23 protein-coding genes are annotated in these 25,466 nt (G+C 58.0%); 14 read left to right on the top strand and 9 right to left on the bottom strand.

All coding sequences use genetic code 11. The features are described 5' to 3' along the window. Positions 1 to 9: 9 nt before the first annotated feature. Positions 10 to 1,257 (bottom strand): aspartate aminotransferase family protein, encoded by a 1,248-nt coding sequence (locus tag QQM41_RS02290; RefSeq protein WP_339077597.1) that lies wholly within the window; start codon positions 1,255 to 1,257, stop codon positions 10 to 12. A gap of 199 nt (positions 1,258 to 1,456) precedes the next feature. Here QQM41_RS02290 and QQM41_RS02285 point away from each other — a divergent pair, with 199 nt between their 5' ends. From QQM41_RS02285 to QQM41_RS02230, 12 genes are all read left to right on the top strand, one after another. Continuing rightward, a complete protein-coding gene (locus tag QQM41_RS02285; protein WP_050819443.1) occupies positions 1,457 to 2,116 on the top strand; it encodes a RecX family transcriptional regulator in 660 nt (219 codons plus the stop codon). Continuing rightward, a complete protein-coding gene (locus tag QQM41_RS02280) occupies positions 2,113 to 2,571 on the top strand; it encodes a CHAP domain-containing protein (protein ID WP_050819444.1) in 459 nt (152 codons plus the stop codon). The genes QQM41_RS02285 and QQM41_RS02280 overlap by 4 nt, the downstream gene beginning before the upstream one ends. 128 nt (positions 2,572 to 2,699) lie before the next feature. Then, positions 2,700 to 2,957, top strand: a complete 258-nt coding sequence (locus tag QQM41_RS02275) for a twin-arginine translocase TatA/TatE family subunit (protein WP_050819445.1) — start codon at positions 2,700 to 2,702, stop codon at positions 2,955 to 2,957. Between the two features lie 33 nt (positions 2,958 to 2,990). Continuing rightward, a complete protein-coding gene (locus tag QQM41_RS02270) occupies positions 2,991 to 3,614 on the top strand; it encodes a methylthioribulose 1-phosphate dehydratase (protein ID WP_128105051.1) in 624 nt (207 codons plus the stop codon). Further along, on the top strand, positions 3,611 to 4,156 hold the full coding sequence (locus QQM41_RS02265; RefSeq protein ID WP_003628423.1) for an acireductone dioxygenase: 546 nt from the start codon (positions 3,611 to 3,613) through the stop codon (positions 4,154 to 4,156). The genes QQM41_RS02270 and QQM41_RS02265 overlap by 4 nt, the downstream gene beginning before the upstream one ends. Before the next feature lie 11 nt (positions 4,157 to 4,167). Further along, on the top strand, positions 4,168 to 4,872 hold the full coding sequence (mtnC, locus tag QQM41_RS02260; RefSeq protein WP_012812658.1) for an acireductone synthase: 705 nt from the start codon (positions 4,168 to 4,170) through the stop codon (positions 4,870 to 4,872). A 3-nt stretch (positions 4,873 to 4,875) separates the two neighbouring features. Next, on the top strand, positions 4,876 to 5,823 hold the full coding sequence (locus tag QQM41_RS02255) for a bifunctional riboflavin kinase/FAD synthetase (RefSeq protein WP_339077596.1): 948 nt from the start codon (positions 4,876 to 4,878) through the stop codon (positions 5,821 to 5,823). Positions 5,824 to 5,995: 172 nt separating this feature from the next. Next, the gene (gene ileS / locus QQM41_RS02250) at positions 5,996 to 8,911 is read left to right on the top strand and encodes an isoleucine--tRNA ligase (protein ID WP_339077595.1); all 2,916 of its coding nucleotides are present in this window, start codon (positions 5,996 to 5,998) and stop codon (positions 8,909 to 8,911) included. After that, entirely contained in the window at positions 8,908 to 9,423 is a 516-nt protein-coding gene (gene lspA, locus QQM41_RS02245) for a signal peptidase II (protein WP_050819449.1), read from the top strand. The genes ileS and lspA overlap by 4 nt, the downstream gene beginning before the upstream one ends. Before the next feature lie 46 nt (positions 9,424 to 9,469). Next, on the top strand, positions 9,470 to 10,000 hold the full coding sequence (locus tag QQM41_RS02240) for a DUF3035 domain-containing protein (protein WP_050819450.1): 531 nt from the start codon (positions 9,470 to 9,472) through the stop codon (positions 9,998 to 10,000). Between the two features lie 17 nt (positions 10,001 to 10,017). Then, positions 10,018 to 11,952 carry a DNA mismatch repair endonuclease MutL gene (mutL, locus tag QQM41_RS02235; protein WP_339077594.1) on the top strand — a complete coding sequence of 645 codons (1,935 nt, stop codon included), beginning with the start codon at positions 10,018 to 10,020 and terminating at the stop codon, positions 11,950 to 11,952. Between the two features lie 118 nt (positions 11,953 to 12,070). Then, positions 12,071 to 13,588, top strand: a complete 1,518-nt coding sequence (locus QQM41_RS02230; RefSeq protein WP_339077593.1) for an NADH-quinone oxidoreductase subunit M — start codon at positions 12,071 to 12,073, stop codon at positions 13,586 to 13,588. Positions 13,589 to 13,612: 24 nt separating this feature from the next. On the opposite strand, the gene QQM41_RS02225 is transcribed toward QQM41_RS02230, so the two are convergent. From QQM41_RS02225 to QQM41_RS02215, 3 genes are all read right to left on the bottom strand, one after another. After that, positions 13,613 to 14,539 (bottom strand): DMT family transporter, encoded by a 927-nt coding sequence (locus QQM41_RS02225; protein WP_128105055.1) that lies wholly within the window; start codon positions 14,537 to 14,539, stop codon positions 13,613 to 13,615. Positions 14,540 to 14,608: 69 nt separating this feature from the next. Continuing rightward, complete coding sequence (parE, locus tag QQM41_RS02220; protein ID WP_339077592.1) at positions 14,609 to 16,648, bottom strand: DNA topoisomerase IV subunit B; 2,040 nt, start codon at positions 16,646 to 16,648, stop codon at positions 14,609 to 14,611. A gap of 105 nt (positions 16,649 to 16,753) precedes the next feature. Next, positions 16,754 to 17,281, bottom strand: coding sequence for a hypothetical protein (locus QQM41_RS02215; protein WP_050819454.1), 528 nt, complete (start codon positions 17,279 to 17,281; stop codon positions 16,754 to 16,756). Between the two features lie 389 nt (positions 17,282 to 17,670). On the opposite strand from QQM41_RS02215, the gene QQM41_RS02210 reads away from it, so the two are divergent. Further along, entirely contained in the window at positions 17,671 to 18,198 is a 528-nt protein-coding gene (locus QQM41_RS02210) for an Ig-like domain-containing protein (protein ID WP_050819455.1), read from the top strand. 124 nt (positions 18,199 to 18,322) lie between these two features. On the opposite strand, the gene QQM41_RS02205 is transcribed toward QQM41_RS02210, so the two are convergent. Beyond that, on the bottom strand, positions 18,323 to 18,772 hold the full coding sequence (locus QQM41_RS02205; RefSeq protein ID WP_050819456.1) for an Rrf2 family transcriptional regulator: 450 nt from the start codon (positions 18,770 to 18,772) through the stop codon (positions 18,323 to 18,325). Positions 18,773 to 18,910: 138 nt separating this feature from the next. On the opposite strand from QQM41_RS02205, the gene cysK reads away from it, so the two are divergent. Beyond that, a complete protein-coding gene (cysK, locus tag QQM41_RS02200; protein ID WP_196332535.1) occupies positions 18,911 to 19,912 on the top strand; it encodes a cysteine synthase A in 1,002 nt (333 codons plus the stop codon). A gap of 101 nt (positions 19,913 to 20,013) precedes the next feature. On the opposite strand, the gene QQM41_RS02195 is transcribed toward cysK, so the two are convergent. The 4 genes from QQM41_RS02195 to QQM41_RS02180 all read right to left on the bottom strand — a co-directional run bounded on the left by QQM41_RS02195 (position 20,014) and on the right by QQM41_RS02180 (position 25,466). Continuing rightward, a complete protein-coding gene (locus QQM41_RS02195; RefSeq protein ID WP_196332536.1) occupies positions 20,014 to 21,249 on the bottom strand; it encodes an OmpA family protein in 1,236 nt (411 codons plus the stop codon). Positions 21,250 to 21,378: 129 nt separating this feature from the next. Beyond that, positions 21,379 to 21,720: a DUF1491 family protein gene (locus QQM41_RS02190; RefSeq protein ID WP_339077591.1), complete on the bottom strand. Its 342-nt coding sequence runs from the start codon at positions 21,718 to 21,720 to the stop codon at positions 21,379 to 21,381. Between the two features lie 10 nt (positions 21,721 to 21,730). Continuing rightward, entirely contained in the window at positions 21,731 to 23,389 is a 1,659-nt protein-coding gene (locus QQM41_RS02185) for a S41 family peptidase (RefSeq protein WP_339078138.1), read from the bottom strand. 46 nt (positions 23,390 to 23,435) lie between these two features. Continuing rightward, complete coding sequence (locus QQM41_RS02180) at positions 23,436 to 25,466, bottom strand: ribonuclease R family protein (protein ID WP_339077590.1); 2,031 nt, start codon at positions 25,464 to 25,466, stop codon at positions 23,436 to 23,438.

Below are 25,466 nucleotides of genomic sequence, written 5' to 3'. Positions count from 1 at the left end.
TGGCGGCGCTCACGCTGTTGGCTCCAGAACTGTCTTGTTGTTATGATTTTTTCTGAGTGTGCTGACAGCCTGCACCAGCATGGCCACAGCTTTGCGGCATTCTTCTTCGGAAACAGTAAGTGGCGGCACAAGGCGCAGCACGTTATCACCTGCTGTTACGCACAACAGGCCTTCATTTTGCGCAGCACCCTGCACATCACCCACTGCGGGCACGCAGCGCAGGCCTATCAGCAGGCCAAGGCCACGGCGCTGGGCAAAAATATCCGGCGCATCCGCCACAAGGCTGTCCAGCAGTTCATCCAGCAGGGCAGCGCGGGTGCAAACCTGATCTAAAAAGCCGGGGGCCAGAATAATATCCAGCACAGCATTGCCAGCCGCACAGGCCAGCGGGTTGCCGCCAAATGTGGTGCCGTGCGTGCCCGGTGTCATGCCCTTGGCAATGGTTTCTGTGGTGAGGATGGCCCCAATGGGGAAGCCCCCGCCCAAACCTTTGGCCGTGCTGACAATATCGGGCTTGATGCCCGCCCATTCATGCGCAAACAGGCGGCCCGTGCGGCCAACGCCACACTGCACCTCATCCAGCGCCAGCAGCACGCCGGTTTCATCGCACAGCGCGCGCAGGGCACGCAGATATTCCGGGCTGGCCACCTTAATGCCGCTTTCACCCTGAATGGGCTCCAGCATAACGGCTGCCGTGTTGGGGGTAATGGCGGCTTTTACGGCTTCAATGTCGTTAAAAGGCACATGCAGAAAGCCTTTTACGGGCTCACCAAAGCCTTCCAGATATTTGGGGTTGCCGGTGGCGGAAAGCATGGCCAGCGTGCGGCCATGAAAAGCCCCATCCATGCAGATAATATCTGTGCGTTCGGGGTGGCCTGCCATCATCTGGGCGCGGCGGGCCATCTTGACCATGCCTTCGTTGGCTTCTGCGCCGGAATTGCAGAAGAACACGCTATCGGCAAAGGAGTTTTCAACCAGCCTGCGTGCCAGCTTTTCCGCCTGCGGAATCTGGAACAGGTTGGATACGTGCATGACCTTGGCGGCCTGCGTGCTTACGGCTTCCACCATCATGGGGTGTGCGTGGCCAATGGAGCACGTGGCAATGCCCGCAGCAAAGTCCAGGAATCGTCGCCCGTCCGACGTTTGCAGCCAGGAGCCTTCTCCCCGCTCAAAGGCGAGATCAGCGCGCTTGTATGTCGGCATCAGGGCAGAAATCATGGAATCTGGTCTTTGTGTTGGCGGTTGTTGAACCTGCATGGTGAGAAGTGGAATGCAGAACGAAAAACGCCCGCTGCCTTGATATAAGGTGAGCGGGCGGCCCGTATTGCGGGCGTATCATGGCCTTTTGTGCAGATTAAAGTCAAATATTCTGTGTGAAAAAATTCTGCATACGCAACATGCGCGGCATGGCCCGTTGCGTATTTTCCTGCACGCAAGGAGTGGGTAATGAAGGGGAATGACGTATTCTGGTTCTTCCTCATCTGCTCATACATCATCGGGGTTTCCGCAGCTTGATCGCCGTGTGTTGCGAGAGGCCGCCTTGGCGCATCTGGCGCGGTTTGGCACCACGCGCCACGGGCTGGAACAGGTGCTGCTGCGCCGGATTGCACGGTGGGAGAAGCAGGCCCTCAAAGCCGGAGCAGATACGGAGGAAGTGGCCGAGGCCGCACAAGCGCTGCGCCCCGTAGTGGCTGAAATAGCAGAAGAAATGGTGCGCCTTGGCGCAGTGGATGATGCCAGTTTTGCCACATCCCGCGCACGCAGGCTGGTGCGCTCTGGCCGGTCTGGCCGGGCGGTGCAGGCGCATCTGGCTGCGCGCGGGGTGGAAGCTGATCTGCGCGATGCCGCCTTGCAGGATGCGGTGGAAGGGTTTTCTGCTGCGCAAAGAGAGTTATGTGCCGCGCTGGTTCTGGCCCGCAAACGCAGGATGGGGCCATTTGCCACACCTTATGTTGCGGATGATGAGGCCGATACCGAGCAGGCTCTGGCCCGCAGGCACAAGGCGCTGGGTGTACTGGCCCGTGCCGGATATGCGCGGGATGTGGCGGAACAGGTTTTGGATATGTCCCCCACAGAAGCGGAGGACTGGATGCAACGTTTGAGGGCCGAATCGTGAAGCGTAGCCTTGTTCTTGTTCTGCCTTTATTGCTTGCCGCCTGTGCCGGTGGGCGCGGAAGCTGGAACGGATCTGTGCAGTGTGCGCCCTATGCGCGTGAACATTCTGCGGTAAACCTGCGTGGTGCTGCCGCAAGTTGGTGGGGGCAGGCGCAGGGGCAATATGCGCGTACGTCCTCTCCGCGTCCGGGGGATGTGCTGGTGTTCCGTTCTACCGGCAGGCTGCCATCGGGCCATGTTTCTGTTGTCAAACAGGTGCGGAATTCGCGCCTGGTGCTGGTAGATCACGCAAATTGGGAGCCAGGGCAGGTTACGCGCCACGCCCCTGTGGTTGATGTTTCACCCAATAATAACTGGACACGTGTGCGCGTATGGTGGAGCCCCATTCATGCCATGGGCAAAACGGTTTATCCGGTTTATGGCTTTATTGAACCAATAGGCACGGGTGGCAGTTAACACCCAATGGGCGGATAGGCCACGCAAGGAAAAACTTGCAAGAAAGTGTTTCCGCCATCATGTACAAACAAGGATGTGCAGCACACGATCATTTTGGCCGGGTGCCGCAAGTGTAGGGGACTGGTTTGATGGGTAGCTTAAGTATCTGGCACTGGCTGATCGTGCTTGTGGTTGTGCTTGTGGTTTTTGGTGGTGGCGGCAAGATCAGCTCGTTGATGGGTGACATGGCCAAGGGCATCAAATCCTTCAAGAAGCACATGGCGGATGATGAATCGATGGATGATGGCACGGCACGCCCCGGTAACGGCCATATTGCTCCGCCGCCTGCATCTTCCACAGTGGAGCAGCGCACAGCTGCACCAGCAGATAAATCTGTTCAGCCGTAAGGCTCTACCAGTTCAAGACGGGCAGAGAACGCCATGGATCAAACCGTTACGGATTTTGCCCGCGCCGTACAGGATATTCTGTTTGCCGGGCAGCGGATGGATCAGCGCGGGTGGGTGCCTGCCACAGCAGGCAATATCAGCCGCAGGCTGGCAGATGGCCGTATAGCCATTACGCGCTCCGGCTGCCACAAAGGCTTTTTGCAGGCAGCAGACGTTATTACCGTGGATATGCAGGGCAAACCGCATAGCCCGGAAAACCGGCCTAGCGCAGAAACGCTGTTGCATTGCCAGATTTACCGCCATTTTCCGCAAGTGGGCGCAGTGCTGCACGGCCATTCCGTGGCCTCCACTGTTTTGTCCATGGAAGAAGAAACAGCAGCACTGACGCTGGCGGACTACGAAGTTCTGAAAGTGTTTGAAGGGCAGACCACGCACGAAACATCCGTGCAGGTGCCCTTGTTTGAAAACGATCAGGACATCGCGCGGTTGGCGGAAGTGGTAGAGCCCTTTTTTGGCACCGGTATGCCAGCGGGCTACATTATTCGCGGCCACGGTGTGTATGTGTGGGGCAAGGATATGCCCACCGCCCTTGCGCGGCTGGAAGGGCTGGAGTTCCTGCTGGCCTGCGCGCTTGAGCGAAGGAAACTGCACGTATGAGTTCCCTGACAGTTTACAAGGATACCACCCCTGAACACCCCGTGCTGCAAACGCAGGACCCGGCAGAAATGGCCCGTGTTCTGGCGCCACTAGGCGTGCGGTTTGAACGTTGGGAAGGCCCGCAAATTCCCCCAAGGGATGCGGATGAGCAGGCCGTGCTGGATGTGTATGGCCCGTTTTTGGACAAGCTGATGGGTGAAACGGGCGCAGGCTCTGCCGATGTGCTGCGCGTTAGCCCTTCTACCCCCAACCGTGAGGCCTTGCGGGACAAGTTCCTGTCCGAACATACGCATAGTGAAGATGAAATCCGCTTTTTTGTGCATGGCAGCGGGCACTTCATTCTGCATATTGCAGGCTATGTTTACGATGTGGAATGCACGCAAACTGATCTGATTTCTGTGCCAGAAGGCACAAAGCACTGGTTTGATGCCGGGCCGGAGCCAGATATGGTCACACTGCGCATTTTCACACACAAGGAAGGCTGGGTAGCCCGCTATACAGGCACCGATATTGCCCGGCAGTTTCCTTCTTACGCAAACTGATTGAGGGCATGATGGCCGATACCCGGATTCCTCCGCGCGTGGTGCTGCTGGATATTGAAGGCACCACCCTGCCAGTGGCTTTTGTGCATAAAGTGCTTTTTCCCTATGCGCGCAAACACCTGCCCGCATTGCTGGAGCAGCGTGAAAACCCGGTGGTGCAGGAAGCACTGGCGCAGATTGCCCAAGCCGCTCCCGGTGTGCCACCGCTAGAGCAGCTTGAACGCTGGATGGCGGAAGATGCCAAGGTTGCTCCGCTTAAAAGCCTGCAGGGCCTATGCTGGCAGCAGGGGTATGAAAAGGGGGAGCTGGAAGCCCAGCTTTACCCGGATGTTGAGCCCACCTTAAAGGCATGGAAAGCCGCAGGCCTTACGCTGGCCGTGTATTCCTCTGGTTCCGAAGCCGCGCAGAAGCTGATTTACGGCTATACCGAGCAGGGGAACCTGACCTCGCTTTTCAGCGCGTTTTTTGATCTGCGCGTTGGTGGTAAGAAAAGCGCGCAAAGTTATCGCCATATTCTGGAACAAAGTGGCTGGCAGGGGCAGGATGTGCTGTTTCTGTCCGATGTGGTGGCAGAGCTGGATGCAGCGGCCCAAGCGGGCCTGCGTGTATGCCAGATTGCCCGCCCGGAAGATGGCACGGTGGCAGGTACTACCCACCCTGTAGCGCAATCTCTGCCGCAGGCGGGGCAGATGTTTGGCCTGCCGGAAGGAGCATAAAAAGTGCTGAAAGCCCGGTTGCACACAAACTGGCGGGATATTCCGCCGGAAGCGCATGGCTGTGCGGCAGCGCTTGGCAATTTTGATGGTGTGCATCTGGGCCACGCCCATCTGGTTCATTCCACCCACGCGGCGCGGCCAGATCTGCCCTTGGCGGTTGTGACGTTTGAACCCCACCCGCGTGAACTCTTTCGCCCGCAGGACCCACCATTCCGCCTGAGCCTGCCGGATGAGCGCTTTGCCGCCCTGCAGGCGCTGGGTGTGCAGCATGTGTTCCAGATTGCGTTTGATGAAGAGTTCTCCCGCATGACGGCGGAACGGTTTGTAGAAGACGTGCTGCACGATGCCCTGTGCCTGCGCCACGTTGCCTGCGGGCCGGATTTTGCTTTCGGCTATCGGCGCGGGGGCGATGTTACGTTTCTGGCTGAACGCACGGGTGAGCTGGGCATGGGCTTTACATCCGTGCCCGCACTGGCAGATGCCGCAGGGCCATATTCCTCCACCCGTATTCGGCGGCTGTTGCAGGAAGGGTATCCCGAACGCGCAGCGGAAGAACTGGGCCGGCCGTGGTTTATTCGTGGCCAAGTGCAGCATGGTGATAAACGCGGGCGTTTGCTGGGCTTTCCGACAGCCAACATTCCGCTGGGGCGGCATCTGGAGCCCGCACGTGGGGTTTACGCCGTAACGGTGCGCCTGCCCGGTGGTTATACGCGCCCCGGCGTGGCCAATATTGGCCGCAGACCCACCATTAACGATGGGCAGGAAAGCCGCGTAGAAGTGAACCTGTTTGACTTTGATGGTGATCTGTACGGCCAGACGCTTTCTGTGGCGCTGCACAAAATGCTGCGGCCAGAGCAACGCTTTGCCGGGCTGGATGAACTCAAGGCCCAGATCGCGCAGGATGCGCAGCAGGCGCGCATGGTTCTGAACGCCGAACTGGCAGGCATATAACCCCCTGTAAAAGTGCGGGCAGATAGGGCAGAATATAATTTGCGGCTGCAATGTAGCCGTTCATGCTTGACCCTGCGCTTGTCCTTTTTGATAAGAGCCTGAATGCAAGATGGTTTGACCAGCACATGCAGGGCCAGACCATGAACCCGAACTGAAGTGACATCACCCGCTCATGACCACATCCAGCAGCGACCAGGACACCCAATCCCCCGCCGATCTGTATCGTGATACGGTGTTCCTGCCCCGTACCTCTTTCCCCATGCGCGGGGGCCTGCCAAAGCAGGAACCGCAGTGGCTGAAAAAGTGGGAAGAAATCGGGCTGGATGCGCGGCTGAAACAGCAGGCTGAAGGGCGGCCTGTGTTCACGCTGCATGATGGCCCCCCGTATGCCAATGGCCACCTGCACATTGGCCATGCCATGAACAAGATCAACAAGGATGTGATCAACCGCGCCCATCGCATGTCTGGTTATGGCGTGCGCTACGTGCCGGGGTGGGATTGCCACGGCCTTCCCATTGAATGGAAGGTGGAAGAAAAATACCGCAAGGCCAAGAAGGACAAGGATTCCGTGCCTGTGCTGGAATTCCGTGCCGAATGCCGTGCCTATGCGGGTGAGTGGCTGAATATTCAGATGCAGGAATTCAAGCGGCTTGGCGTGCAGGCGGAATGGCAGAACCGCTACGCCACCATGGATTTCTCATCCGAAGCGGCCATTGTGAACGAAATTGGCAAGTTCCTGCTCAACGGGCGGCTGTATCGTGGCCTGCGGCCCGTGATGTGGAGTCCGGTTGAAAAAACCGCTCTGGCCGAAGCCGAAATCGAATATCACGATCACACCTCCACCACCATTCTGGTGGCCTTCCCGGTTGTGCGGGACCCCACGCCAGCCCATGCGCTGGAAGATGTGTCTGTTGTGATCTGGACCACCACACCGTGGACCATTCCCGGCAACCGCGCCTTGGCTTATGGGCCGGAAATCACCTACGTGGTGCTGCGGGTGGATGAAACGGGTGAAGGCGCATTGCTTGAGCCCGGCGCAAAGGTGCTGGTGGCCGAAGCGCTGGTGGATGCCTTCTGTCAGGAAGCCCACGTTACCGCGCACCATATCCTCTACACCCTGCCGGGCAGCGCGCTGAAAGGGGTTGTGTGCTCCCATCCGCTGCGTGGTGCCGGGTATGATTTTGATGTGCCCATGCTGCCGGGTGAATTTGTGACAACCGAGGCTGGCACCGGCCTTGTGCACATGGCGCCTTCTCATGGTGAGGATGACTTCCAGCTTTGCCGCATGTACGGCGTGGAAGTGCCAGAAGTGGTGCAGGCTGATGGCACATACGCCCCTTGGGTGCAGGGTTTTGCAGGCACACATGTGTTCAAGGCGGCAGATGTTGTGTGCTCCACGCTGGAAGCCGTGATGGAACATGCCAACGCCAATGGCACAGCCCCGGCAGGCTTGGTGGGGCGTGGTGAAATTGTGCACTCCTACCCTCATTCATGGCGTTCCCGCGCGCCGGTTATCTACCGTGCCACGCCGCAGTGGTTCATCCGCATGGATGGTGAAGATTCGCTGCGTGAAAAAGCCCTCAAGGCGCTGGAAGATGTGACTTTCGTGCCCGCACAGGCACGCAACCGTCTGACATCCATGATCCGCACCCGCCCAGACTGGTGCATCAGCCGCCAGCGTGCATGGGGCGTGCCCATTGCCGTGTTTGTTGAAAAACGCACCGGCGAAGTGCTGCGCGATGCGGATGTGATGCAGCGCGTGGTAGATGCCTTTAAGGAAGAAGGGGCAGATGCATGGTATAGCTCTGAACCCGCACGCTTCCTCGGCCCGGATCGGAACCCGGATGATTACGATCAGGTGTTCGATATCGTGGATGTGTGGTTTGAAAGTGGTTCCACCCACGCCTTTGTGCTGGGCCAGCCGGGGCTGAACTTCCCTGCTGATCTGTATCTGGAAGGTTCAGACCAGCATCGCGGCTGGTTCCAGTCCTCCTTGCTGGAAAGCGTGGGTACGCGTGGCGTTTCACCCTACAAGGCGGTTGTGACCAACGGTTTTGTTCTGGATGAACAGGGCCGCAAAATGTCCAAATCCCTCGGCAACGTGATTGCCCCGCAGGATGTGAATGACAGCTTGGGTGCAGACGTGCTGCGCCTGTGGGTGGTGAACTCCGATACCAATGATGATCTGCGCATTGGCAAGGAAATTCTCAAACAGCAGGGTGAACTGTATCGCCGCTTGCGCAACACGCTGCGTTGGCTGCTGGGTGCGCTGGATGGCTACACGGAAGCAGAAGCCGTACCGTATGCCGAACTGCCAGAGCTGGAACGCTGGGTTCTGCATCGTCTCACAGAACTGGGTGGGCTGATTGCCCGCGCGGTGGAAACGCATGAATGGGTGGGTGTGTATCCGGCCCTGCATGGGTTCTGCACCACGGATCTGTCTGCATTCTACTTCGATATCCGCAAGGATGCGCTGTATTGCGATGCACCTTCCAACCCCACACGCCGCGCAGCCCGCACGGTGCTGGACATTCTGCACCGCTGCCTGACAACATGGTTGGCCCCCGTGCTGGTGTTTACGGCGGAAGAAGCATGGACATCCCGCTTTGGGCCAGACCAGAGCGTGCATGAACAGGCCTTTCCGGAACTGCCCGCAGAATGGAATGATCCGGCATTGGATGAACGCTGGGCGCGTATTCGTTCCGTGCGGCGTATCATCACCACGGAAATTGAAGGCGCACGGCGTGAAGGTACCATCGGTTCCTCCCTTCAGGCGCAGGTTGAACTGACGTTCTCTGAAGAAGAAGCCGCACTGTTTGCCGGTGTAAACTGGAGCGAACTGGCCATTGTCTCCCACGTGGATGTGGTGGTGGACCCCACGTCTTCCTCCATTTACGTGGAAGGGGATGAAGGTGGTACGCTGCATGGTGCGCCGGTTGTGCAGGTTGCAGACGGTGAAAAATGCGTGCGCTGCTGGAAGGTTTTGCCAGAAACCGGCACGCGGGATGATTACGCTGGCCTGTGCCTGCGCTGCGCCGATGTGGTGGAACAACAGGGTGGCCCGCACACAGGGCAGGAGGGCGCGTGAGTTCTCGCCCCTTTATGCTGCGTCCGGCAGGCCTTGGCCTGCTGGTGCTGATGCTTACGCTTTCAGCAGATCAGCTGAGTAAATACTGGATTCTGTACGGGCTGGATCTGCCCGCACGGGGTTCTGTTAAAGTGCTGCCGTTCCTTAACTTCACTATGGTATGGAACCACGCCGTTACTTTTGGCATGTTTGGCGGGCTTGGCGGGGCGGGGCGCATTGTATTTTCCGCCATTGCGCTGGCCGTGGCCTGCTGCCTTCTGGTATGGATTTTTCGCACCCACAGCAAACTTACCGCTGCGTGTGTTGGGGCCATTACAGGTGGGGCCATTGGCAACGTTATGGACCGTGTGCGCTATGGGGCCGTGGTGGATTTTCTGCATGCCCACGCTTTTGGGTGGTCATGGTATGTATTCAACGTGGCAGATTCCGCTATAGTATGCGCCGTATGCATGCTGCTGGTGCAGAATTTTCTGGCAGGCGGGCAGCAACAAGACAACGTAAAAACCGGGTAACCCCCAAAGGGCTTGGTGTTTTTTCAGGATGAGTGGAAGGCAGACGATGGCGCGCCGTGTTTCGACACTGATTTCTCCGCTGCTGCTTCTTGGCGGCTGCTTTTTGCTAAGTGGCTGCTCAGGGAACGAAGCCGCCCGTGCTTTCGGGCTGGAACGCAGCCTGCCGGATGAATACACGGTTACAACCCGTGCCCCCCTTTCCATGCCGCCATCAGATGAGCTGGTAAAGCCCTCAAAGGGTGATGACCGGAGGCAGGATGAAAGTGAACGCCTGCAGGCGCTGGAAACACTTTCCCCCGATGTGGCGCTGCGCGGCACAAACGGTGATACCAGTGAAGGCCAGACCATTCTGGTGAACGAGGCCACAGAGGCATCTGATGCGCCAGACCGGGGTGAGCTGGGTGAAGCCGGTTCGGGCTTTGTGCAGGAACTGATGTTCTGGAAAGGTGGCAAGGCCGGGGCTGTGGTGGATGCAGATGCAGAAAACCGTCGCCTGAAAACCAATGCTGCCCTTGGCAATTCGCCCACCAAAGGGGTTACACCCACACAGCACGCCAAAGGTTCCGGTCTGTTCTGATCGGAAAGGTCTAACCCATGTCCGGCCTGTTTGCTGAACCCGGTATGGATACAAACCAGCCCGAAACGCCGCCCCATGTGCGGCGGCTGCCAGAGGTTATTGTCAACCGCATTGCTGCGGGTGAGGTGATAGAACGCCCCGCCGCAGCAGTGAAGGAACTGGTTGAAAACGCCATAGATGCAGGTGCCCGCAGGCTAGAGGTTTCTCTGGCTGGTGGAGGTGTGGACCGCATTATCGTCACCGATGATGGTGTGGGCATGTCCGCCGATGATCTGGCTTTGGCGGTAGATCGGCACTGCACGTCCAAACTGCGCGATGAAACATTGGTGCATATCAGCACGCTCGGCTTTCGGGGGGAGGCTCTGCCTTCCATCGGGGCGGCGGCGCGGCTGTGCATTACCTCCCGCCCAAGGGGGGAAAGTGGTGCGTGGCGTATTCGGGTAGAAGGGGGCAAGGTTTCCCCCGTTGAACCCGCAGCCGGTGCGCCGGGCACCAGTGTGGTGGTGGAAGACCTGTTTTTTGCCACCCCCGCCCGCCGCAAGTTTCTGAAAAGTGCGCGCGTGGAAGGCCGACACGCTGAAAACGTGGTGCGCCGTCTGGCCTTGGCTGTGCCGCAAACGGCTTTCCGGTTTGTGCTGGATGAGCGCGTGCTGTTTGATCTGCCCGCGCAGGATATGGCCGCCCGGTCTGCCGCGCTGCTGGACGCCAGCGAGGCGGATGGTTTTTTAGAAATTTCTGGTGAGCGCGATGGCATGACCCTTAGCGGGTTTATCTGTCCGCCATCAGTCCATCGGTCCACGGCCAATGGGCAGTTCATGCTGGTAAATGGCCGCCCTGTGGTGGACCCGGTGCTTAAAACCGCCGTGCGCGTGGCTTATAGGCGCGTGATTGAGCCCGGTAGGCACCCTGTGGTGGCGCTTATGCTTACGGTGCCGCCGGATAGGGTGGATGTAAACGTGCACCCGGCCAAAACGGAACTGCGCTTTGCGGATGAAGCCAGCGTGCGTTCCTTGGTTATTGGCACCATTCAGCGTGCGTTAGAGCATGGGGCAGGCAGTGTGGGTGTGCGGCCTGTTCTGTCTTCTGCACCACGGCAGGCACGTATTTGGTATCCGCCAGAAAAAGGAGCCGCACCGCCTATTCCGGCTCCTGCGTTTCATGCTCCCGCGCCAGAGGGTGTGCGGTTTGCAGAAGGCCGCTTGCAGTTTGGTGATGCCCCGGCAGCAAGAACCTTGCCGCCTGTTGCCATGCCTTCACCCGGTGCCGGGTGGGATGCTCCGGTGGTAAGCGCGCCACCGGCAACCGGGCAGGCTGAGCCTGCTTATGGGGCCCCCGTACAGCCAGTGGCGGCAGATCACCCGTTGGGGGCGGCTATCGCACAGGTGCTGGATACCTATATTCTGGCCGTAGCCGCAGATGGCAGCTTGGTGCTGGTGGATCAGCACGCGGCGCATGAACGGCTGACGCATGAGCGTTTGCGGGCACAGTTTTTAAGCGGGCATGTTCAGGCGCAGCGTTTGCTGGTGCCCGATGTGGTGGATCTGCCCCGCGTGCAGGTTGAACTGCTGCTGGCCCGCCAGCCCACGCTGGAAAAACTGGGTGTGGAAATTGAAGCCTTTGGCGGCGACTCCGTTTTGGTACGCGCCTTGCCCGCCATGCTACGTAGCAGTGATGCCGTAAGCCTGCTGCGTGATCTGGCCGATGAACTGGAAGCGGATGAAAACGGTGCGCCGGATGAAATGGCAGCACTTGATGGGCGGCTTGATGCGGTTATTGCCCGCATGGCCTGCCACGGCAGTATTCGGGCCGGGCGCCGGCTAAGCGTGGAAGAAATGAACGCGCTACTGCGCCAGATGGAAGAAACACCCCGTGCAGGCACATGCTCACACGGGCGGCCCACGTGGCTGAAGCTCAGCAAGGCCGATCTCGAAAAGTTGTTTGGCCGCCGTTAGGGATATGGCTGTTCTGCGTGGTGTGATCGGCTGAACGTGAACGGCCACCTGCTGGCATCAGCCCGCAAAAAAGAGCAGGTTTGCAGCATCTTCATATAACCTGAATGGTGGTGATGCCGTGCAGCCCATCCTGCTTTCGCTCATAACCTATCTTCCTCTTGTTGCGGCGCTGGTGGCATTTTTTGCTCCCGGCAGGCCAGAACAGCAGGATAGTACAGCCCGGTGGGTTGGGCTGTGGAGCAGCCTGATCACCCTTGGCCTTAGCGTGCTGATGTGGCTGGAGTTTGATCCCGCCCAGCCCGGCCTGCAATTTGAAACACGCCTGCGCTGGATGGGGAATTACGGTATTTCCTACCATACGGGGGTAGATGGCATCAGCCTGGTGTTCATTCTGCTTACAGCGTTTTTAACCCCGTTGGCGCTGGGGGCTGGCTGGCGCAGTGTGTGCACACAGGGGCGGCAGTTTGTAGCCGCCATGCTGGCGCTGGAAACAGCCTTGTTTGGCCTGTTTTCTGCACAGGATATGCTGCTGTTTTACGTGTTTTACGAAGCAACGCTTATTCCCGGTAGCCTGATGATAGGCGTTTGGGGTGGGCCCAAGCGCGTTTGGGCTTCGCTTCAGTTCTTTCTGTTTACGTTTGGTGGCTCGCTGTTCATGTTGGTGGGGCTTATCACCATGTGGCTGCAAACGGGCACTACGGATATTCCGGCCTTAATGCACGCGGGCTTCTCCCAGCCCTTGCAGGGGTGGTTGCTGCTGGCCTTTCTGTTGGCCTTTGGGGTCAAACTGCCGCTGTTTCCGCTGCACGCATGGTTGCCCGATGCGTATTCCGAGGCCCCAACACCGGCATCGGCCATGCTGTCTGGCGTGCTTTCCAAAACCGGGGCTTACGGGCTGCTGCGCTTTGGGGTGCTAATGTTTCCCGATGCCGTGCGGCTATTTGCGCCCTATGTGCTGGCGCTTGGGGTTGTGGCCATTATTTACGCGGCCTTTGTGGCCTTTGCCCAAACAGACATGAAACGCGTGATTGCGTATTCCTCCTTTTCCCACATGGGCATGATTGCCGTGGGCCTGTTTACGCTGACAGCAGAAGGCATTGATGGCGCAATCTTTCAGATGCTCTCGCACGGGGTGGTAATTGCCGCGCTGTTCTTCTGTGTGGCAGCGGTGGCGTGGCGGTCTGAAACCCAGCAGATTGATGCGCTGGGTGGCGTTGCGCGCCAGATGCCGGTGCTGGCTTTGTTGGCTATGCTGTTCACAATGGCCAATGTGGGACTGCCGGGCACAGGCTCCTTTGTTGGGGAGTTGCTGGTGCTTATGGGTGCTGTGCATGTGTCCTTCTGGGTGGCGCTGCTGGCAGGCAGCACCATGATTATGGGGGCGGTTTACATGCTCTCACTGTATCGGCGGGTGCTGTTTGGGGGCGTAAAAGGCACGGTCAGCCTGCTGCGAGACCTGACAGCCGCAGAAATTGCCGTGCTGGCCCCGCTGGCCATTGTTACATTGTGGATGGGTGTGCACCCGGGCAGCTTTACCCGGTTGTTTGACCCCGTGATTATGCAGGCTATTCACGGCAGCGCGGCCAATGTGGCTTCGGCTGCTGGCCACAGCGTTTTGCATGTGGCGGCCCGTTAACAGGGGTTAAAAGCGTAGGTTCTTCTAGTTGGGCAGTTCTGGCACATCTCGTGCTGGAGCTGCCTTTTGTTTTGATGTGCCGGGGCTGAGAATAATACCGGCCGATGCCGCCACCACGCATAAAATACCGCAGAGCTGAAGGGGGGATGGCGTTTCGTGCAGGATAACCGCGCCAGCCACCGTGGCGCATACGGGTTCCAGACTGCTGAGAATGCCGATATCGCGGGCGTTCAGGTTCTGCATGGCCAGCATTTCCAAAGAATAGGGCAGGGCGGAAGAACAGAACGCCACCAATACGCCTAGCCCCAACATGGCGGGGGCTGAAAAGCCGATAATCAGGGCTGGCACAAAGCAGGGCAAAAACACCACGCACGCACCGCACGCCATGCCCAGTGCGCAGGCATGTGCCCCCGGCACTTTGCCAGCCACACGCTGCCCAAACAGAATATACAGTGCCCAGCAGAGCGCGGCCAACAGGGCAAACCCCACACCTGCAAAATCGGTTTTGGTGGAGGCTGAAGGGTTAAGCACCAGTGCCAACCCCAATATGGTAAGTAGAATCCAGCCAATATCAGAAAGTTTGCGAGAACCCACAAAAGCCACAACAAGCGGGCCAATGAACTCCAATGTAACCGTAGTGCCCAGCGGTATATGCTGGAGCGCCAGATAAAAAAAGGCATTCATGCCTGTCATGGCCAAGCCATAAGGCAGCACCAGCCGCAAAACAGGGCCTGATAGAAACCTCCAGCTTCTAAAAAGCGGCACCAGCATAAATGCCGCCAGACAAACGCGCAGGCCAACCACCCCAGATGTGCCAAATACCGGAAAGATGGATTTGGCAATGGAAGAGCCAAACTGAATGCACACCATGCTGACCAGAAGTTGAGACAGCGCCAGCAGGCGTGCGCGAAGGGGCAGGGCAGCAGCGGCAGAAGAGGGGGCTGCTGTCATGCACACCCATGTAGTGGCAGATGAACAAGCCCTATGATGGGTTGCCCATCTGCCGCGTTGGAGAGCGGGTTAGACATCCAGCAGGTCATCCACTGTGCGTGCATGTTCCTGAATGAAGGCAAAGCGCAGTTCTGGCTTGCGGCCCATCAGGCTTTCTACCCGCTGGCGTGTTGAAAGCCTGTCTTCCTGCGGGGTGACCACGCGCAGCAGGGTGCGGCGCTTGGGGTCCATTGTTGTTTCTTTCAGATCCCCCGGCGGCATTTCCCCCAGCCCTTTAAAGCGGGAGACATCAATTTTGCCGCGTGCCTTGAACTCGGTTTTCATTTTGCGGTCACGGTCTGCATCATCCATGGCGTAAACCGATTTTGCGCCTTGTGTCAGGCGATACAGCGGGGGCTGGGCCAGATACAGGTGGCCGTTACGGATAAGCTCCGGCAACTCACGATAAAAGAATGTCATGAGAAGCGAGGCAATGTGTGCGCCGTCCACGTCTGCGTCAGTCATGATAATCACGCGGCCGTAGCGCAGCTTGGAAAGATCGAATCTATCGCCAGATCCACAGCCCAGTGCTTCAATCAGGTCACGCAGTTCCTGATTGTTGCGCAATTTTTCTGCGGTGGCGCTGGCAACGTTAAGAATCTTCCCGCGCAGGGGCAAAACGGCCTGTGTTTCACGGTTACGGGCCTGTTTGGCCGAACCACCAGCCGAGTCGCCCTCCACCAGAAAGATTTCTGTATCCGGGGCAAACTCCTTGGTGCAATCCGTTAGCTTGCCGGGCAGGCGCAGGCGGCGTGTCGCACTTTTGCGCGGTGTTTCCTTCTGCTCCTTACGGCGCAGGCGTTCTTCCGCACGTTCTATGGCAAAGCCCAGCAGTGTATCGGCTTGTGGCGGGTTTTGTGCCAGCCAGTGGTCAAACCTGTCACGCAGAGCCGTTTCCACCAGCTTGCTGGCACCAGATGAGGTGAGTTTTTCCTTGGTCTGGCCCTGAAACTGCGGATCACGAATAAATACGGACAGCCGCCCGGCACTCATGCCCAGCACATCTTCTGCCGTAATGGCGGAGGCTTTTTTGATGGAGCGTTGGTCCCCCCAAGCGCGCAGGCCTTTTACCAGCGCGTTGCGGAATCCGGTTTCATGCGTGCCGCCCTGCGGGGTGGGGATGGTGTTACAGTAAGACACCAGAGAGGCCGGGCCGTTTTCTAAAAACGCTACGGCCCATTCCACCTTGCCGTTATCTGTGCCGTCTGCTGCGGGCGGCAGAGGGGCTTCTCCAGCCCACAGAGGGGTAAGCAGCGGGGCCTTGGGGCCAAGCTCGTCCGTCAGGCTGTCTGCCAGCCCACCGGGGAAGTGCAGGGTGGCTTCTGCCGGGGTTTCATCCCCCGCTTTAATCAGCGCCGGATCGCAGGACCAACGGATGGTGACGCCACGGAACAGAAACGCCTTGGAACGGCAAAGCCGATAGAGGCGGGAAGGCACAAACACATGCGTGCCAAAAATTTCCGGGTCTGGCTGAAAGCTGATCTGCGTGCCGCGCCGGTTGGGGGCTGCGCCCACTTTTTCCAGCTTGGTTACGGGTTTGCCGCGTTCATACACCTGTTTCCACACGGTGCGATCACGCGCAATTTCCACTTCCATACGGGTGGAAAGCGCATTCACCACAGAAGAGCCAACCCCGTGCAAGCCGCCGGATGTGGCATATGCCTTGCCAGAAAACTTACCGCCCGCATGCAGGGTGGTAAGAATAACTTCCAGCGCAGAACGATCGGGAAAGCGCGGGTGTGGGTCCACCGGAATACCGCGCCCGTTATCACGGATTGTCAGGCGGTTTTCCGTATCCAGCCGCACATCAATGGTGTTGGCATGGCCTGCCACGGCTTCATCCATGGCGTTATCAAGAATTTCCGCCGCCAGATGGTGCAGGGCACTTTCATCTGTGCCGCCAATATACATGCCGGGGCGGCGGCGTACGGGTTCCAGACCCTCCAGAACCTCAATGGCGCTGGCATCATAGGCCTGTGCAGCGCCTGCCTGCGTGCCCGGCTTGGCATCGCGGGTTTTGCCGGTGGAGGATTTGCGGGCTGGTGGGGTATTGGAAAACAGATCGCTCATGCGGGAAATCTGTCCCGCGTTGGCGCTGATTCGTCAAGCGTAGTGGTGAGGGGGCGGCAAGCTTTTAACAGCTTCCTTGCCAAAGCCCCCTTACCAGAAGGCTTTTTAGGCGCGGCGTGTGGTACGGCGGCGCGTAGTGGTATGCGTTGTGGAGCGGGAAGCAGAAGGCGCTGCGCAGGTTTCAAAAGAAGCAGGCTGCGTCACGTCCTTTGCATCGGAATAGCTGGAAAGATCTTCCCCGCTTTCCAGTGCGTTCACTTCATCAAACATGGCAAGGCGCTGCTGGCAGAAAATGGTGCCAGACTGCAGGCCACGTTCAGACTGCACATTGGCCAGCTGCGTGATGTAATCATCATGCTCCTGCTGGGCACGGCGGCCATAGGTGGTGCGGAAGTAGCCGTTCAGGCGTTCTTCTTCCCGCAGAAGGGTGGTGCGGAACTTGGCCACGAATGAGTTGTACCGATCCTGCGCATTGCAAGACAGCGCAGTTACCATCAATTCGCTTTTAAGGCCCTGCACGTTAAAGGCTTCGTGCGCAGGGGAGTGGCCACATTCGCTGGCGGCAAAGGAAGCCGAGCTGTGCAGAACGCCCGCGGCAAGAACCCCCGCGGCAAGGAAACGGGAAAAGGACATAGTACCTCCGACAGATGCTGGGAAGGGAATACCGCATTCACGCAAGAAAGAAACCGGTATTTTTTCATACCGTCTGCCTGCTTTGGCAGTTGCGGGTAAGCCAGCATGTTATTTTGGCGTAAAAGTTGGGAAAATAAGCGGCTCTGTTTAACAGAATATTTGCGGTTAAAAGATGTTTTCGCGCATTTGTGTGAAAGTTGATATGCGACAAGCTGCCCAGCTGTGCTGTATGCCTCTTCCTTCCTGCTGCGGGATGTTTTAAAGGCAAATGCGAATCACGCTTTGTGGGTAGGGGGCAGATGCCCGGTTTGGGCCTCTTTCCATTCACCTCTGAAGCGTGCACAAGAGATTGCAAGTTTTAATTGATACAACAGAAGCGGAGCTGTCGAGTGCGCTTACGAGGAATTGCCGGTTTGGCGCTAACTGGTGGGATGCTTGCCGGCTGTGCAACAACGGGCGGCCCTATTCATATCGGGTCCCCCAATCCCTTTGGGTATCTTAAAAAGTCTGCCGTGTGCAGCACAACGCCTATCAAGAAAGAGGCTGACGGCTCCCTTTCCACCACCATGACCGTGCGGTCTGATGATGGTCTGTGCGAAGTGCTGGTAGATCAGCCCGGTGGCAAGCCGTATGCATCCTTTGGGGTTTCTCCTGCGCCAGAACACGGCAAGGCGTTCCTGTACACGCTGGATAGCGATACGCACGTAACCTACACCCCCACACTGGGTTATGCTGGGCAGGATACGTTTACGGTTATCCTTATTCCCGGCCCCGGCCAGCAGCGCACACGCCTGACAGTAACCGCTCAGGTAGATGCAACCGGCGTGGTTATTCCGCACCCGGCTGTAGCAGCGCCTGCAGTGGAAGCTCCTAAAAAGAAAGCAGTGGTGCGCAAGGCTGTTACGCGTAAGCGCTAATCTGCCCTGCTACCCAACTTTTGGGTGATGACATAAAAAAAACGGTGCCCCAGAAATGGAGCACCGTTTTTTTATGCCGTGACGCTGCGGGCAAAACCCGGTAGCGCGTTGGGCCGAATAGAAATTAAATGGAAAACGTAATGGGCTCGGCCAGCGGGCGTTTGAGACCAGCGGATTCTGCCTGTTTTACCAGATCATCCAGCGTGGTCTTGTTCATCTGCGTAATCAGTTTCTGATCAAACTTATCCCAACACGGGGCCAGAACTTTCTGGAACAACGCACCCTGTGGGCCATCATTGGCATCAGCATCTGTGTTCAACACAGCTTCAATAATATCCACCAAGGAAATATCGCGCCGGGGGCGGCCAAGCCGATAACCCCCACGTGGGCCACGAATGCTTTCCAGCAAACCAGAACGGGAAAGAGCCTGAAGCAGTGGTTCTATGCCACGCCGCGCCAGTTCGGAGCGTTCTGCAATATCAGCAGCACTTACCGTGCCGGAACGCCCGGCGTAAAACGCAACATCCAGCATAATAAGAACGGCGGTCATGGCTCTATCACGACGGAGGATCATGCAAAACAGTCCCTGTCCTGGTTGGGGTATGGTTGATCATGTTTTATTTCCAGATCTTATGTTCAGTATAGCAGCACAGATATGGTTTATCTACGCTATAAATTCGTATTATATGGTGCTTAGAATTGTAAAACAGACATGGGAGAGTTTCTAATGCCAGCATCAACGCAGGAAAAAGCGGATTACGGCTTTGCCGCACCCAGAGGGCGGGTTTACGAGTCTGTCCTTAATCTGGTGGGGGGCACGCCGCTTGTTGCGTTGCCACGGCTGACACAGGAAGATGAGCTGAAAGCCCGCGTGCTGCTGAAGCTGGAATTTTTTAACCCGCTTGGGTCTGTCAAAGACCGGATTGGCACCGCCATGGTGCTGGATGCTGAACGCAAGGGCCTGATTACACCGGGCCGCACCCTGTTGGTAGAACCTACATCGGGCAATACGGGTATCTCTCTGGCGTTTGTAGCGGCTGCACGGGGCTACCGGTTGATTGTGACCATGCCAGAAGGGGCCTCTATTGAACGGCGCCGTATGCTGCGCCTGATGGACGCGCAGGTGGAACTCACCCCCGCACGTTTGGGCATGGCCGGTGCCATTGCGCGTGCGAACGAGATTCTGAACGAAACCCCGGATGCGTGGATGCCAGATCAGTTTGATAATCCGGCAAACCCCGCAGTGCATGCCGCCACCACGGCAGAAGAAATCTGGGTAGATACGGATGGCAAGGTGGATGTGGTTGTGGCCGGTGTTGGCACAGGCGGCACGGCCACGGGCATTGCAGAGGCCCTAAAGCCCCGCCGCAATACTCTACAGGTTTTTGGTGTGGAACCGGCGGAAAGTGCGATTCTGAATGGTGATGAACCCGGCCCCCACGGTATTCAGGGTATTGGCCCCGGTTTTTGCCCTGCCACGCTGAATACAAAGCTGCTGGATGGTGTCATCACCGTTTCTGAGCGTGAGGCCATTGCCGCGGCGCGCCGTTGCGCCCGTCTGGATGGTATTCCGGTAGGTATTTCTTCCGGCGCATCCTTGCATGCCGCATTACAACTGGCCGGGCAGGATGAATACAAGGGCAAGACCATTGTAGCCATTGCGCCTTCCTTTGCTGAACGTTACCTGTCCACCCCTCTGTTTACCGGTCTGTAAGGCCGGTTTTCAGCTATCAGGTTTAGCCGTTGGCCACAAAAAAGCCCGTTCGGCCATGTGGCCAACGGGCTTTTTTGAAGCTGTAAAGCTGAAGCCGATTTTTAGCGGAAAATAATTTCCACGCGCCGGTTCTGGGCTTCCTTGGTGTTGGGGCCCGTTGTGACCAGCGGATGTGTTTCACCATATCCGTGAATATCAATGGTGGTGCCCGGTACGCCATCACGCATCAGTTCGGCTTTCACCACTTCTGCACGGCGGAGAGAAAGCCGCATATTGTATTCTTCACCCGCTTTCTGGCCGGGGTGGGCGGAGGAGTTATCCGTATAGCCAGAAACCGTAATGCGGGTTAGCGCCACATGGGCGGCTGCCTGTGCGGCTACGCCAACAATGGAACGCGCCCGATCTGTAAGGTCGGATTTATCCCAATCAAAGAACACCAGATAACTGCGGGCAGCTGCCGGGGCGGGTGCTGCCACAATAGGTGCTGGCGGTGGGGGCGGCGGGGCCGGATTGAATTCATACCGCAGCCCCAGCATGAGGGTGTGGTTGAAATCGGTTTTGGTATCGTGGTGCCCGCTGGAGAACTGATACGGGTGTGTCTGGTTGATGCTGTTGATGGTGCCGCCAATGGTACCCCATGACGTAGCGCCATGAGATTGCGGGCCAAGCATGGTCCAGAACCGATATTCCGCTGTGGCAGAAAGCCCTACAACCCACGGAATGGGGAAGGCGAGGCCAAAAATGCCCTGATAGGCAAAGTTGCCAAACGTGCCGCCCATTTTTTCTGCAAGCTGGTTGCCCGGTGCGGTTACGGATGTGCGCATGGCTGTCCAGCCATAGCCAATACCGGCCCCAAAATACGGGAACAACCAAGGCTTGCCGATATCCAGATCAAACAGGGCGTTGGCCATAACGCCATAGGTCTGGCGGCGGCCATCTGCACGGCTGTTGAAGGTGTTGGTGACAAACCGCTGGTAACCCATGCTGCGGTAATCGCCTTCAACTTCCACACGGAAGCCGTTGCCCAAACCCCAACCGATGGAGCCAATACCCGCAGCGCCCGTGCGCCAGCGGTCTCGCCCATCAGGAAACTGGGCGGACGTACGTACGCGCTGATCCTGGTTAAAGGTAGCACCACCTTCACCTGCAATATAAAGCCCCTGCACAGGCTGGGCTTTTGCGGTTACGGCAGCACACAACAGAAGCCCCGCGGCCAGCGGCGCAGAAAGCAGCGTTTGCGCAAGCAATTTCTGGCGCGGCTTCATGGTCTTCTCCCTGCTATGGCAGTAGTCGCGCGATACGTCCGGCATCGCATCTAATAGTACGAAGGCACACATGCTTGCCTTCTTTGCTGTAAAGTTGCCCGCTGTGCAACAGGTAGAACGGCCAGTTGACACAAACAGACGGGATTTATGTGTAATAAATGCCGCAGGCGTGTGCGATAAGCCACAATTAAGGAAATTGTATCAGAGCAGTATTGCTTCAAACGAAGGGCTGAAGCTGTCCGATTCAATTTCCAGAACCCATAAGTCGGGGTCAAACTTAACCTGACGTTCTATAAACTTCTGAATCTGTTCCGCATCAACGGGCGTATTACCTGTGGCCCGCAGCCATGCGGGGTCTCCTTCTGGGGTGCGCGTCTGGCTTAAAACCACGCCAGAACCGTTGCGCGCCGCCAACACGACCAGAATTCCCCCTGCGTCCGGGTCTCCCTTGCGCAACAGCATGGCGGAGCTGCCATCCTGCCCGCTTTGGCGGAGTATGGCGCGGGCCATGATATCGGTTTTAAGGCGGGGTGAGGGTGTCATGTATCCTGCCTTATGGGGCTGCGGAAATCTGGGGAGATGTGACAGCATCATCCGGGATGGCGTTGATGGCGGTTTTATACCATTCCGGATTCTCCAGCACGTTACGTGCCACGTTCACATCCCGGTCAGTGCCCAGAGCGGCGGGGCAGGTTTTACGGATGGCCATGATCTGTGAAACGGGAATCGGAAAGCGCGCGTTGCGAGATGCCGTAATGGCAGCCTGATTGGCCACTTGCCCCTCTGCCAGATTGTGCAGGTTTTTTTCTACATCTGCAGCACCAAGGCTGGTGCAAACCTGTGGCATCACGCCAAGGCCCTGCAACGGCCAGCGCAATGGGGCTATCACGCGGCTCCATGTTACAAACAGCTCACCTTCATCGGGCAACTGGGCTACGGTTTGCACCAAGCCTTTGCCCAATGTGGCGCTGCCAATCACCACAGCGCGGCGATGGTCCGCCAAGGCTGCGGCCAGAATTTCTGCGGCACTTGCCGTACGTCCATCCACCAGAATGGCAATGGGCAGGCCGTTTGTCATATCTCCACCCTGTACAGCCCAGATATGGTTGGCCTGCGCATCTCGCCCGCTGGTTACGGCAGCCACACCTCTATCAAGCAGCAGGGCGGCCGCGGTTACGGCCTGTTGCAGCACGCCGCCACGGTTGCCACGCAAATCTATAATCAGGCCTTTTAGGTGCGTATCCTGCACGGCCTGATCCAGATACTGGCTCATTTCCTCAGCAGTGTCGGAGGAAAAGGCCGTCACGCGCAGCACCACAATGGAGCCACTGGCAAAGGCAAATACGGTTTCTGGCGGTGTTTTGGCACGGCGCAGGGTTACGGTGCGGGCGCGGCGCTGGCCGGGTGTGAGCAGGCGCAGCACAACGGGGGTGTCTTCTTCCCCCCGCAACCATTCCATAACCATTTCGGGCGTTTTGCCTGCCGTTAAACGGTTGTTGACGGAAAGCAGCCGATCCCCCGTATCTACGGCGGCTGTCCACGCCGGACCGTTGGCATTTATGGCCGAGATAACAAGGTAGCGGCCACTTTGCCCAAGGCTGACACCAATATCTGCTTCTCCCCCTACGCGCGCGGCCCGGTCTGATGTGGCGGAACTGGGGCCAATGTAGCGGGAATAGGGGTCCAGATGGTTGAACAGCTCATCAAAAAAGGCCTGCACCAGTTCTTCGCGGCTGGTTGTGCGCACAATAAGAGAATGCGCACGGGCGGTATCCAGAAAATCAACGGCAATCTGTGCCCAATCATCCGCCGAGCCATCTGTGGGGGCCGGGCGGGAGAGCAGGCTGGTCTGGCCTGAAAGCAACTGGATGTTGGCCCCGCGGGAATCGAAAGACAGGGAAGGATCAAGCGCTGAAAGGCTGGCCAGCCCCCAAAGCGTGAAATCCCGATAACTATGCGCTTCCAGCGTGCGCGGCTGTAAAAACTGCAGCGCGGTGCTGATAACGGATTTAACCATCAGCATATCCGGCACTGGGGGCTTGTCTGGCACCGCAGCAGCAGAGGCAGGCTGCTGTTCAGCCACAGATGATGCTGATGCAGCCGCCTGCGTTGTGGAGGCAGACCCCGGAGCACTTTCTGGTGGTGGTGTATCGGATTTGCTTTGGGCGTGTAGCGGCGCAGGCTGGCAAAAAAGCAACACAGCCAGCACCATGCCCGGCAAGGCACGCGGCAGACCACGCACAAACCAGATGGCGTTTTCAGTGCTCATATACGGCATCAGTCAGCATCAGCGTACCCCGTGCCGGGCAGGTGCCCGCCAAGGTAACTGAAAGCACAGCCCCACTTTGCACGTGGGGGTGATGTGCCGAGGCATGGGTGTGCTGCGAGTCGTCATTCATCCCTGTGCGATCCGGAAAAGCTGACCATGCAAGGAAAGACGGAGTTCCGGTTTTCGTCAATCTCACCCGCAAGCCATGCCGTGTTGCTGTCATGACATGGACGGACATTCTCTGGCCAACAAACGGGGCAAGAAAGAGGGCGGCCAGCCGATTCAGACTATCCTGCATGATGGTAGCTGCCCGGCGTTCTGTAAAGTTCAGGTGTGATGCCAAAGCCACATCGGGCGCACAGCCATATGTGTTGGACTGCGCAGAGGAGACGTTTGCAGAGGTTAAGGCACGGTGTGCCAGCAGATCGGCATAGCGGCGGATGGGGCTGGTAAAATGTGTGTAGTGCTCCAGCCGTAGGCCATAATGGCGTGCAGCAAGGGTGCTATAGCGTGCCATGGGGCGTGGGCTATCTGGGCTGGGCTGCGCATGGGTGCGGAATAGTGCTGGCAATGCCTGCGCTTGCAATTTTTCCGCCGCGATCTGATTAGCCAGAATCATGCACGCCGCCACCATATAATGTGCTTCCTGAGTGTTACGCGGCACAAAGGCACAGGGTTGCCCGGTGGTATCAAACTGTACGCTCCAACCCGTTTCTTCCCGCTCCATCACACCGCGCTGCGTGGCGGCCTGCCGAATCATAGCCCTTACCTTGCGCAGCGTAGGAAGTAGGGCAGGCGGCAACTGGGCGGCAGGATGTTCGGGCGGCAAGGTGGGCGGATGTGCTGGTGCATCAAATACGTGCTGCACGGCCTCATATGTCAGGCGGGCTGCGCTTTGCATGATCCCGCGGCTGATTTGGGCAGAAACCACATGCCCTTGCGGGGAGATGTGCATATCTACAAACACACAAAGCCGATCCTGCCCCGGTAGAAGGGAACACGCCTGCGCAGAAAGTGCCAGTGGCAGCATGGGCACCACTTTGTCTGGCAGATAGATGGAATTGCCCCGTTCTCGCGCTTCCTCATCCAGCGCGGAGCCGGGCTTTACCCAATGTGCTACATCGGCAATGGCTACGATAAGATGAAAGCCATCGGCCGTTTGTTCGGCCCAGAGTGCATCATCAAAATCATGCGCTGAGGCATCATCAATGGTGATAAGCGGCAGGTGCCGTAAATCTGTGCGGCCAGAAGGTGCTGGTGTGTCCTGTAAAGCGGCATTGTGCTGTGCAATCTGCCGGGCTTCGGCCTCGGCCTGTTCTGAAAATGCAGTGGGTGGATGATGGATCAGCAAGCTCAGGCGTGAGGGCATGCCTGCATCATCAGCGCACCCCAAAACGCTATGTACACGTCCAGCATAGATGCCATCGGGCAGGGCATGAGGCGTTGCAAGCCCAATCTGCCCTAGCGTGAGCGGGAGAGAACTTGCGTTTTCTTCTGGCGTAAGCGGCAGGTTTAACCGGGCATCACATGGCAGCAGCAGATGTTCTGGTGCGCTGGCGGGGGTAACGGGTAGGTTGTTATCAAGCCGGGTGAGCAGCCGCAGGCCGCGGGCCTCGCGCTTTTGGGTGCCCGTTGCCGGGCGCAGGCGCACAAGCACGATATCGCCGGGAAAGAGATACGGCGTATCCGGCGGCTTTATCAGCAATATAACGGGGCGGGAGAGTGCATCATCGGCCAAAAAGCCAGCCGCGTTGCCATCATCCCGAATATAGGAAACCCGCATACGGGCCACATCCGGCAAGCCGATGGAGGCCTTGAGAGTGCCGGGTGCAAGATCAAGCAAATCCCCCGCAACAGCCATATCGTGCAGCAGGGTGCGTATGGCGGCCTTTTGCCGCATGGGAAGCTGGAAGTTGCGCAGAATATCCGTGAGCCCGGTGGCGGCTCCGGCGCGGCTTTCAAGAAAAGCCCGTAGCTCCTGCACAGATGGCAGGGCAGAAGCGTACGGGCTTGCCGACAT

It is taken from the genome of Acetobacter sp. AC2005, assembly GCF_037901235.1.
Classification (GTDB): domain Bacteria; phylum Pseudomonadota; class Alphaproteobacteria; order Acetobacterales; family Acetobacteraceae; genus Acetobacter; species Acetobacter oryzoeni.
The sequence above is the reverse complement of the archived record's forward strand: the minus strand, read 5'-3'. Positions and strand labels throughout refer to the sequence as shown.

Bases quoted from the DNA above. Each gene is read 5' to 3' on its own strand.
- QQM41_RS02180 (WP_339077590.1), bottom strand. From the start codon at position 25,466: ATGTCGGCAAGCCCGTACGCTTCTGCCCTGCCATCTGTGCAGGAGCTA.
- QQM41_RS02290 (WP_339077597.1), bottom strand. From the start codon at position 1,257: ATGCAGGTTCAACAACCGCCAACACAAAGACCAGATTCCATGATTTCT.
- QQM41_RS02225 (WP_128105055.1), bottom strand. From the start codon at position 14,539: ATGACAGCAGCCCCCTCTTCTGCCGCTGCTGCCCTGCCCCTTCGCGCA.
- QQM41_RS02240 (WP_050819450.1), top strand. From the start codon at position 9,470: ATGGCGCGCCGTGTTTCGACACTGATTTCTCCGCTGCTGCTTCTTGGC.
- ileS (WP_339077595.1), top strand. From the start codon at position 5,996: ATGACCACATCCAGCAGCGACCAGGACACCCAATCCCCCGCCGATCTG.
- QQM41_RS02195 (WP_196332536.1), bottom strand. From the start codon at position 21,249: ATGTGTGCCTTCGTACTATTAGATGCGATGCCGGACGTATCGCGCGAC.
- QQM41_RS02185 (WP_339078138.1), bottom strand. From the start codon at position 23,389: ATGGTGCTGGCTGTGTTGCTTTTTTGCCAGCCTGCGCCGCTACACGCC.
- QQM41_RS02275 (WP_050819445.1), top strand. From the start codon at position 2,700: ATGGGTAGCTTAAGTATCTGGCACTGGCTGATCGTGCTTGTGGTTGTG.
- cysK (WP_196332535.1), top strand. From the start codon at position 18,911: ATGGGAGAGTTTCTAATGCCAGCATCAACGCAGGAAAAAGCGGATTAC.
- QQM41_RS02265 (WP_003628423.1), top strand. From the start codon at position 3,611: ATGAGTTCCCTGACAGTTTACAAGGATACCACCCCTGAACACCCCGTG.
- QQM41_RS02215 (WP_050819454.1), bottom strand. From the start codon at position 17,281: ATGTCCTTTTCCCGTTTCCTTGCCGCGGGGGTTCTTGCCGCGGGCGTT.
- QQM41_RS02190 (WP_339077591.1), bottom strand. From the start codon at position 21,720: ATGACACCCTCACCCCGCCTTAAAACCGATATCATGGCCCGCGCCATA.
- mtnC (WP_012812658.1), top strand. From the start codon at position 4,168: ATGGCCGATACCCGGATTCCTCCGCGCGTGGTGCTGCTGGATATTGAA.
- QQM41_RS02270 (WP_128105051.1), top strand. From the start codon at position 2,991: ATGGATCAAACCGTTACGGATTTTGCCCGCGCCGTACAGGATATTCTG.
- mutL (WP_339077594.1), top strand. From the start codon at position 10,018: ATGTCCGGCCTGTTTGCTGAACCCGGTATGGATACAAACCAGCCCGAA.
- QQM41_RS02285 (WP_050819443.1), top strand. From the start codon at position 1,457: ATGACGTATTCTGGTTCTTCCTCATCTGCTCATACATCATCGGGGTTT.
- parE (WP_339077592.1), bottom strand. From the start codon at position 16,648: ATGAGCGATCTGTTTTCCAATACCCCACCAGCCCGCAAATCCTCCACC.
- QQM41_RS02205 (WP_050819456.1), bottom strand. From the start codon at position 18,772: ATGATCCTCCGTCGTGATAGAGCCATGACCGCCGTTCTTATTATGCTG.